At 35.5% G+C, this 4,639-nt stretch carries 2 protein-coding genes; both read right to left on the bottom strand.

What is annotated here, in order from left to right:
* Positions 1-3,137: YSIRK-type signal peptide-containing protein (locus tag N8L39_RS09220; RefSeq protein WP_261010797.1), on the bottom strand; the 3,137-nt coding region annotated here is incomplete at its 3' end.
* A gap of 464 nt (positions 3,138-3,601) precedes the next feature.
* On the bottom strand, positions 3,602-4,639 hold a 1,038-nt coding region (locus tag N8L39_RS09215), incomplete at its 5' end, for an LPXTG cell wall anchor domain-containing protein (protein WP_261010796.1).

Genomic DNA, 4,639 nt, shown 5'->3' with positions numbered 1-4,639 from the left:
TCTTCTGTATCTAACTTGATTGGTGATGTTTGTACTTTTCCTTGTACATCACTTGTTGTTGAGCTTTCAGTTGTTGGGGTTACTGGAATAATCGTTGGTGTATAAGTAGCTTGTAACGTTTTAGTCGTTACATTCCCATCCTTGTCATGAGTTAATTCTACATCAGCAGAAATAGTTGCTGGTGATGGAATTCCTTTGAAGTCTTTATTTGGAGTGAATGTTACTTCTCCAGTTTCTGGTACAATTGTATATGTACCAATTACTTTATTCGTTCCTTGTTCTAATGCATTAACTGTCGTTGCCTCTGTAACTGTATTTGACGTTGGATCAACAAGTTTTGCTGGATATTTCGCTGATGGTTTAACCGGATCTTTTGCTGTTTCTACGTTAAATGTCGGTTGACCTTTTTGTGGTAAACCTTGTATGTTTTGACTTTCAGCATTAACTGGAGTTGCGTTTACTGAAGTTGGATCTGTAACTTCTGGAATATATAGTCCATCCATTGTATTTAATGAATCATTTACATTTGGAAGAGTTGCAGCATCAGGAGTACCCCACTCTGTTGTTGTTTTATTCGTATCTTGACGACGAATTGTAATACCATTGGCTTTACCAACAAAACCATCTGCTGGGGTAAATTCAACTTTTACATCTTTTCCATTATCTGAAACAGCAAATTTATAAGTACCTTCGCCTTCAACTGTATAAGTACCATCACTTGCTAATGTCACTTCTTGACCAGTTTTATTATCAATATATGTCGGTTGAACAGTTGTATCAATCTCTGCATTAGGATGATCTTCTAGATATACATTTTTACCTTGTGCTGTGAAGTGAATCTCTTCACGTTGAGTTTCTTTTGTGTTCCCAACAGTTGTTTTCTTCTCACCTTTTGGTGGATGTGTAATTTTTGCAATAAAGTCTTCTACTTCCCCAGAAAATGCAGTTCCTGTAGGATTTTCAATTTCTGATTCTTCAGTTGCAATACGAACTCTTGCTCCTGCCTCTAGTAGCGTTTCTACATCAGCTGATCTCTTATTTTTAAAGTTTAATTTTACAGTACCATCTGTTGTAATAGTAGCTATTTCAGAAGCTTCATCTGCATCAAATTGACCATTTTTATTAAAGTCAATCCAAGAACGAATGTAAGCTTTCTCTGCACCACCTGTATGTGCTTGAACATTTAATGTATAGTTCCCAGATTTAGAAATATTAGCTTTAATAATATTTCCTTCACTTCCTTTAAGGTTTTCAGGAAGTAATTGATTTACGCTTTCGTCAGCATCGATATCATTATCATCACCATACCAATCTTTAGTAGTGCCTGTATCCATATCTGGTCGTGTACTTCCTAAATATGGTTGTTTTACTTCACCACCCGTTACACCATTTACAGTATTAATCGTATGAGATGCTTTTCCATAACTTTCAGGAGCATCTCCTTCATCAATTGGAATCACACCCATCATAGCAGTTTGTATCCCTGATGATAAAATATACAATCCAACTTCAGTTGCATCTTTCGTCATCAATATTGGAAGACTATAACCACCAGAAGAAGTAACAGGACCAAATACTCCTGTTCCTAGACCTCCCATTTCTTGATCCGGGTTAGTCATATATTTTGGAGCAAATTTTGTTCCATCAGCTAACGTTAGAAGGCCTCCTCTCATTTCACCTAATAACTGATTTGCATTATTCCAACTTCCTACTGCCGGATAATCTTCATGTCTTAAATTATAATTATTGATTGGTTTATAAGGTGTAGGTGTAAATGTTCCTCCTACAAACCTTTCTTTTTTCAATTCTAGCACTCGCTCCCACGGGCTACCATTTGTTGTTAAAATGATATTTTCTCCATGGTTCGCACTCTCGGAATCATTCATAATAACTGCAGGGCGAACGTTTTTCCCCTTATAAGTTGCGCTAATTTCAAATTGTACCCCAATATTTGACCAATTACCTGCTCCAATTGCTGTCTTTTTATTTCCTGTATCAATTCCATTATTTCGGACTTCAGACCATGTCCCATCTTGTTGGTCAGCTGTTACTCTAGAAGGTCCACTGCCTGCGCCAAAATGTTGGTTTGTAGCATTTGGATTGAAAGTTGCTTTTTCTTCTTCTGAAGCATTAGCTGCTTCCATACGTTTTCTATAAATTTCTGTTGCTTGGAAAGGTTTCAATGATTTCACTTTGATATTAATAACGTATCCTGAAATCACTTCTTTTTTATAAATTGAACCTTCTTTTAAGTAAATCTTTCCACCTTCCTTATCTACATTTTGCCAGTTATCAATATCACCAAAATCTAACCATGTAATTTGTTTTGTTAGTGATTCCGCAGTAGCTCTATCAGTATAACCATCTCTTGTCGCAGCTGGTGTACTTGTTGCATCTTTTACATCTGCTGAGATACCGGTACCAGTAGCTGTATCAGCTCTGAAACCTACTCCTTCTTCCATCTTTTTACCATTACGGCTATCAGTATTTTTATTTTCTTTTACTATTTCTTCAGCTTTAATTGATTTTAAGATAGAAGTTAATGAGCTAATTTCTTTAGCTTTAGCATCTACTTCTTTTTGAGTAGTATTCAAAGCTTCTAGATATTGTCTAGCGTCAGCAACAAGTTTTTCAGCATTTTGGATTTGAGAAGCTTGTTTTTTATTTCCTCGGATACGTTCAATTTGAGCTTCTAAATCTGCTAAGTTAGCTCTCAACGTAGATGAGTTGACAGTTTCTTTATCTACACTGTTTACTTTATTTTCTGATACTTCCTTAGTTTCAGGAGTTTCCTTCGTTTCGGCCACTTGCGGACTTGTTGCTAGAACTGCTTCATCTTTCGTTCCAGGTTTTAGTGTTTCCGTAACTACTTCTTGAGTATTTTCTTGTTTTGATTCAGCCGTACCCTTTGATTTATCTGCAGATTGGAGTTCATCCCCATCCTTTGATGTTACCATAGCTGTAGTCTCAGCATTTTGCTCATTAGCGCTTACTTGATCCACATTGTAACCGAATAAAAATCCTGTCCCAACCAATACACTTGCTGCACCGACCTTTAGTTTTTTAATAGAATATTTCTCATACTTATTCCCACAGAAAAAGCGGTGATCTTTCTTTTGCTTATTCAATTTAAACATTATTTTCTCCTTTTTATTTATATATAAATGCGTAATAATTATATATGTAATTTTATTCATTATATCATATTATCGATTAAATTAAAAATAATTTGAGTTCAGAGACAAAACTTTTTAATAACAAAATGATACTAGTAAAAGGTCTCATGAATTACAGTTTATTAGAAAGCAACAAATATGAGTCATATCTACTGAAATGATTTCTAGACAATAATAAATACATTTTATAGAAGTATGAAGCCATATGGATAAGTATCAAAAATAAAATCTCCAGTTTAAGAACTACCTTTGAGTTCACTAATCTGGAAATTTTTTCACTATAACTTATTATTTGTCCTCTCTCAATTTTAGTTTTTCCTCAACCCACTACAGTTGATAACGAGCAAAAAAACTGATGAATCAAATGATTCATCAGTTTTAAGGATTTCTTGTTCACTACAAACAATGAACATCAATGCTATTGATTAGTCCTCTTTCTTCTTACTAGTAAGAAGTCCAAATCCACTCAATGCTCCGAGAAGTCCAAGTGCTGCTAGGCTAGCATTGTCTTCTGTACCAGTATTTGGCAATTCACGTTTAGCTTCAACTTCTTTCACTTCTGTTGGTTGAACTGGTTGCGCTGGACTAGTTGGCACTTCTGGTTGTGCTGGTTGTTCAGGCATAGTCGGAGCAGTTGGTTGAATTGGCTCAACTGGAATCGTAGATTGAATCTTACGATATAGATGACGTACATTGCCATTTGCATCTGTTTCTGTACGAATAAATTCATATCCTGGAATGTTATCTTGCGGATGGTGGCCCTTCTTAGCTGGTTGAAGAGACTTACCGTTTGAATCTATGTATAAAGTTTCTTTTTCATTCACTACAGGAGTTTCTGAACTTACTTTACGATAGATATGAACTGTATTTCCGTCTTTATCTACTTCACTACGTTCATAGATATAACCGTCAATTGTTGAATGTTCTTTCTTACCTTGTTCTGGTGATTTAATGTTATTACCGTTTCCATCTTTCCAAATTGTTGATGAACCATTTTCCTTGCTTGGAGTTGATGGTGCTGGTGTAACAGCACGAACAGTAGGTGTATAAGTTTTCTCAATAGATGTACCATTAATATCTTTAACTTGCACCGTTACTCCAGTAGCTTTACCAGCAAAGTCATTTTCTGGTGTGAATGTTATAACATTATTCGCTAATGTATAGGTTCCTTCACCTGGAACTTTCACTTCTGTAGAAGGATTTCCACTTTTATCCACTAATGTTAATGTTGATGGATTTAATGCTACTGTTTCATCACCTTTATTGAAGTTTACTGTTGATTTATCTTCATCTTTCTTATCAAAGACAACTGTCGATGTTTGTGGTTTTCCTTTTGCACCTTCTGTTTCTGAGCTTTCACCAGTTGGTAATACTTTAGCCACTATAGGTTTGTACTTCGCTGTTACGGATGTTCCATTCTTATCTACACGTTTAACCGTTACTTCTGGCGCTTCGCCTGAGAA

Origin of the sequence: Streptococcus mitis (genome assembly GCF_946190285.1) — a bacterium.
GTDB classification, from domain to species: domain Bacteria; phylum Bacillota; class Bacilli; order Lactobacillales; family Streptococcaceae; genus Streptococcus; species Streptococcus mitis_CP.
This window is presented reverse-complemented; position numbering and strand designations above follow the sequence as displayed.